At 71.6% G+C, this 4,093-nt stretch carries 6 protein-coding genes; 3 read left to right on the top strand and 3 right to left on the bottom strand.

Features of this window, described 5'->3' with window-relative positions; genetic code table 11:
- Positions 1-98: 98 nt before the first annotated feature.
- Positions 99-596, bottom strand: a complete 498-nt coding sequence (locus VFH59_RS01385; protein WP_325163099.1) for an Lrp/AsnC family transcriptional regulator — start codon at positions 594-596, stop codon at positions 99-101.
- A 115-nt stretch (positions 597-711) separates the two neighbouring features.
- Between VFH59_RS01385 and VFH59_RS01380 the strand changes: the two genes are divergently transcribed.
- Genes VFH59_RS01380 through VFH59_RS01370 form a run of 3 tightly spaced genes read left to right on the top strand, consistent with a single transcriptional unit; the run spans position 712 to position 2,619 of the window.
- Positions 712-1,629, top strand: a complete 918-nt coding sequence (locus tag VFH59_RS01380) for a DMT family transporter (RefSeq protein ID WP_325163098.1) — start codon at positions 712-714, stop codon at positions 1,627-1,629.
- Positions 1,619-1,921: a cupin domain-containing protein gene (locus tag VFH59_RS01375; RefSeq protein WP_325163097.1), complete on the top strand. Its 303-nt coding sequence runs from the start codon at positions 1,619-1,621 to the stop codon at positions 1,919-1,921. The genes VFH59_RS01380 and VFH59_RS01375 overlap by 11 nt, the downstream gene beginning before the upstream one ends.
- An 11-nt stretch (positions 1,922-1,932) precedes the next feature.
- Positions 1,933-2,619 (top strand): glutathione S-transferase family protein, encoded by a 687-nt coding sequence (locus VFH59_RS01370; protein ID WP_325163096.1) that lies wholly within the window; start codon positions 1,933-1,935, stop codon positions 2,617-2,619.
- 303 nt (positions 2,620-2,922) lie between these two features.
- Here the strand turns inward: VFH59_RS01370 and VFH59_RS01365 are convergent, their stop codons facing one another.
- Both VFH59_RS01365 and ubiE read right to left on the bottom strand, forming a co-directional pair.
- Positions 2,923-3,189 carry a DUF2249 domain-containing protein gene (locus VFH59_RS01365; protein WP_325163095.1) on the bottom strand — a complete coding sequence of 89 codons (267 nt, stop codon included), beginning with the start codon at positions 3,187-3,189 and terminating at the stop codon, positions 2,923-2,925.
- Positions 3,190-3,285: 96 nt separating this feature from the next.
- The gene (ubiE, locus tag VFH59_RS01360; RefSeq protein ID WP_325163094.1) at positions 3,286-4,038 is read right to left on the bottom strand and encodes a bifunctional demethylmenaquinone methyltransferase/2-methoxy-6-polyprenyl-1,4-benzoquinol methylase UbiE; all 753 of its coding nucleotides are present in this window, start codon (positions 4,036-4,038) and stop codon (positions 3,286-3,288) included.
- Positions 4,039-4,093 lie beyond the last annotated feature (55 nt).

Below are 4,093 nucleotides of genomic sequence, written 5' to 3'. Positions count from 1 at the left end.
GCTCGGGAACGGGTTCCCCGCACACGCCCGAACGGGCAACGACGTGCTTCCCCCGCCTGCGGGAAGGTGCCCGGAGGGCGGATGGGGGAAGCGCTGCCTCAGCCCTCCATTGCGTGCGCCGCCTGCCACATGGCGCGCGTCAGCGGACGGTTGGCGTGCGGTGTCTGCAGCACCACCAGCGTGGTCGTGCTCACGCTCGGATGGATCTTCAGCAGGCGGTCGAGCACCGCCTCCAGGTGGGCCACCGACAGCGCGACCACGTGCAGCAGCGCCGAATCCTCGCCGGCCAGCCGGCGGCACTCCAGCACCTCCGGAACATCCGCCACCAGCGCGCCGATGCGTGCGCAGATGCCGCCGTCGCAACGCAGGCGGATCATCGCGTCAATGCTGTAGCCCAGCCGCTTCGGGTCGACGACGGCGCGGTAGCCGGCGATGACCCCGGCTTCCTCCAGCCGCCGGACCCGCTCGGCCACCGCCGGGGCGGACAGGCCGACCTGCCGGCCCAGTTCGGCGTAGCCCTGGCGCGCGTCCTGCTGCAGTGCTTCGAGCAGTTGCCAGTCGCGGGCGTCCAGGTCGGGTTTCGATACGAAGGCCATGGCAGGGACTCTACGATTCGTTCGTCGGCGAAGCATGCCATTGTGGCTTGGTTGCATGCTTCCTGCGCATCCCGGCCGTCACTAGGATGCGCACTTCCCCGCACCGGAATTCCCCATGGACACCCCCCGTCTGGACGGGCGGACGCTGGCCCTGATCGGCGTCGCCCTGGTCACCTGGTCATCCGCCTACGCGGCGATCGCCTACGCACTGCCGGCCTTCACGCCGGGCGAGGTGGCATTCGCGCGGCTGGGCATCGGCTCGCTCTGTTTCGCGCTGTGGCTGCTTGCCCGGCGCCCGCCGCTGCCGGCCCGGCGCGACTGGCCGCAACTGGCGGTGCTTGGCGTGACCGGCCTGACCGTCTACCACATGGCGCTCAACTACGCCGAGACGCGGATTGCCAGCGGCACCGCGGCGATCCTGATCTCGCTGGTGCCGGCGGCCACCGCGGCCCTGTCGGCGCTGTGGCTGCGCGAGCGCCTGCCGGCGCGCACCCTGGCGGGGCTGGGGGTGGCGCTGGTCGGCGTGGTGATGGTGGTACTGGCCAGCGGCAAGCAGGTGAAGTTCGAGCCGATGGCCGCGCTGGTGCTGCTCAGCGTCGCCGCGTCGGCCATCTACTTCGTGGGGCAGAAGCCGCTATTCGCGCGATCGAGCGTGTTCGGCGTCACCGCGTTCACCTTCTTTGCCGGCACGCTGGGCGCGCTGCCGTTCGCCACGCACCTGCCGCAGGCGCTGGCCGCCGCGCCCTGGCCGCGCATCGGCGCGTTGCTGTGGCTCGGTTTCGCGCCGACCTTCGTCGGCTACATCGCGTGGAATGTCGCGATCCACCGCAGCTCCGCCTCGCAGGTGTCCAGCTTCATCTACTTCTCGCCGCCGATCGCCGTGCTGATCGGCTGGTTCTGGCTCGGCGAACGGCCCGGCCTGCTGACCCTGGTCGGCGGCGCGGTGACCGTCGGCGGCGTGGTCCTGGCGAACATGCGCCGGCGGCCGCTGGCTGCCCCCGCGGCACTGGAGCCACGCCCCTGTGGCCGCTGACGTCGTCGACCTGGGGGCGCTGGCCGGGCGGCTGCCCCGGGCGTGGCAGTCGCTGCTGCTCGGACGCGTGGGTCCGGCCCGCCTCAAGCTCGTCCGCATGGACCAGGCCCCCTACGCGGAGGAGGCGCATGCTGACGCCGAAGCGTTGCTGGTGCTCGACGGCGAACTGCGCCTGCGCGTCGCCGGCGAGGCCCGCATCGTGCGCGCCGGCGAGCTCTGCCTGGTCCCGCCCGGCGTCGCCCACGCGGTGGAGCCGGGCAGCGCGGGCACCCTGTTGATCATCGACGTCTGAGGGGAGCCCCCGTGTACGAGCTCTACATCGCCAACAAGAACTACTCCTCCTGGTCGCTGCGGCCCTGGCTGCTGATGGCCGCGCTGGGGATTCCGTTCGAGGAGCACCTGGTCGCCCTGCAGGATGGTTCGAGCTGGGATGCCTTCCGCGCCTTCGCGCCCAACGGCAAGGTGCCGTGCCTGCGCGAGGGCGACACGGTGGTGTGGGATTCGCTGGCGATCGTCGAATACCTGGCCGAACGCCACCCGGGCGTGTGGCCGGCCGACGCGCGGGCGCGCGCCTGGGCGCGCTGCGCCAGCGCCGAGATGCATGCGGGATTCACCGCCTTGCGCGGCACCTGCCCGATGAATTGCGCGGTCCGCGTCGAGCTGCATGCCATCGATGCGCCGCTGCAGCGCGACCTTGAGCGCCTGGCCGAACTGTGGAACGAAGGCCTCGCACGCTTCGGCGGCCCGTTCCTCGCGGGCAGCGCCTTTGGCGCGGTGGACGCGTTCTTCGCCCCGGTGGCCTGGCGCATCCTGAGCTACCGGCTGCCGCTGGACGAGGTTTCGCTCGCCTATGCCCAGCGCCTGCGCGAACTGCCGGGCATGCAGCGCTGGTACGCCGCGGCGCTCGCCGAGACCGTGCGGCTGCAGGACAGCGAGGCGACCGCGCGCCGCGTCGGGACGGTGCGCCAGGACCTGCGCGCGCCGGCCTGAGCGTCAGCCCGCCGCCGTGCCGGTGACCCGCGTGAACACCTGGGCGACCACGCCGGTGGTGCCTGGCTGTTCCGGCGCGCCCATGCGCACCGACACCCCGCCGCGCTCGGCGGGCCCGTCCGGGGACAGCGCACGCCATCGGGAAGGCGCCGGCCACGGTGGGGCAGGAGTGCCCGGCCAGCCGTACCGCGTCGGCATAGCCGTAGAGCGGCAGGCCGTCGTCGCAGGCGCCCAGCAGGGCAGCCAGCGGGTCGCGCAGTGTGATCCGCGGCGCGAGGTCGAAGGACGCGGGAAACGCCATGCTCACGCGCCCGGCAGGCCGACGATGCCGAAGTCGATCACCACCGCGCCCGCGCCGCGTTCGCGGTAATCGATCGTCAGGTACTCGCCGAAGCGCTCGCGCAGCTGGGCCAGCAGCGGCTGCGGGTCATGGTCGTTGATGAAGCGCATGGTCTCGCCCGAACGCAGGGCGGACAGTGCGCCGAAGATCGCCGAATGGCGGAAGCGGCGGGCGATCCCGCGGGCATCGAAGAGGTGGGTGTTCGCTGCGGGGCTCGAGTCGGCGTGCATGGCGGGCGCTCGTGGAATGGGAGGGCCACCCTACGGCCGCGCCCACGCCCCGCCCATGACCTGGATCAGCCGCCGGCCCTCGCCGCCGGCGGCGGCTCAGAGCTTCCAGGCCTTGTGGATCGCCACGATCCCGTTGGTGAGGTTGCGCACTTCCACGCGGCCGAAGCCGGCGGCCTCCATCATGCCCTTGAGGGTCTGCTGGTCGGGGTGCTTGCGGATCGACTCGGCCAGGTACTGGTAGCTGTCCGCGTCGCCGGCGAACAACCGGCCGAGCTTGGGCAGCACCTTGAAGGAATGGAAGTCGTACAGCTTGCCGAACAGCTCGCTCTGCACCCGCGAGAATTCCAGCACCAGTGCGCGGCCGCCGGGCTTGAGCACGCGGCAGATGTCGGCCAGCGCCTTGTCCTTGTCGGTGACGTTGCGCAGGCCGAAGGCCATGGTCACCGCGTCGAAGCTGTTGTCGGGGAAGGGCAGGCACTCGGCATTGAGCTGCGCCCAGCGTAGGCCGCCGACCAGGCCGCGGTCGGTCAGCCGGTCGCGGCCGACGCCGAGCATGGCGGCATTGATGTCGCCCACCACCACCTCGCCCTCGTCGCCGACCACCGGCTTGAGCAGTGCCGCGATGTCCCCGGTGCCGCCGGCCAGGTCCAGCACGCGGTCGCCGCGGCGCACGCCGCTGATCGCCACGAAGTGCCGTTTCCACAGGCGGTGCACGCCGAACGACATCAGGTCGTTCATCAGGTCGTAGTTGCGCGCGACCGAAGTGAACACCTGGCCGACGAGCTTCTGTGTCTCGGTCACCGGCACGTCGCGGAAACCGAAATGGGTGGTCTGGGGCTGCTCGCTCATGGTCGGCCATGCTACAGGAACCTCGCCACGACGCTGTTCTCGGGAACCCCGATCC

Origin of the sequence: Frateuria sp., from assembly GCF_035695185.1 — a bacterium.
In the GTDB taxonomy this organism is placed as follows: Bacteria; Pseudomonadota; Gammaproteobacteria; order Xanthomonadales; family Rhodanobacteraceae; genus Frateuria_A.
The sequence above is the reverse complement of the archived record's forward strand: the minus strand, read 5'-3'. Positions and strand labels throughout refer to the sequence as shown.

Coding starts and splice junctions, on each gene's coding strand:
- VFH59_RS01380 (WP_325163098.1), top strand. CDS start 712: ATGGACACCCCCCGTCTGGACGGGCGGACGCTGGCCCTGATCGGCGTC.
- VFH59_RS01365 (WP_325163095.1), bottom strand. CDS start 3,189: ATGCACGCCGACTCGAGCCCCGCAGCGAACACCCACCTCTTCGATGCC.
- ubiE (WP_325163094.1), bottom strand. CDS start 4,038: ATGAGCGAGCAGCCCCAGACCACCCATTTCGGTTTCCGCGACGTGCCG.
- VFH59_RS01385 (WP_325163099.1), bottom strand. CDS start 596: ATGGCCTTCGTATCGAAACCCGACCTGGACGCCCGCGACTGGCAACTG.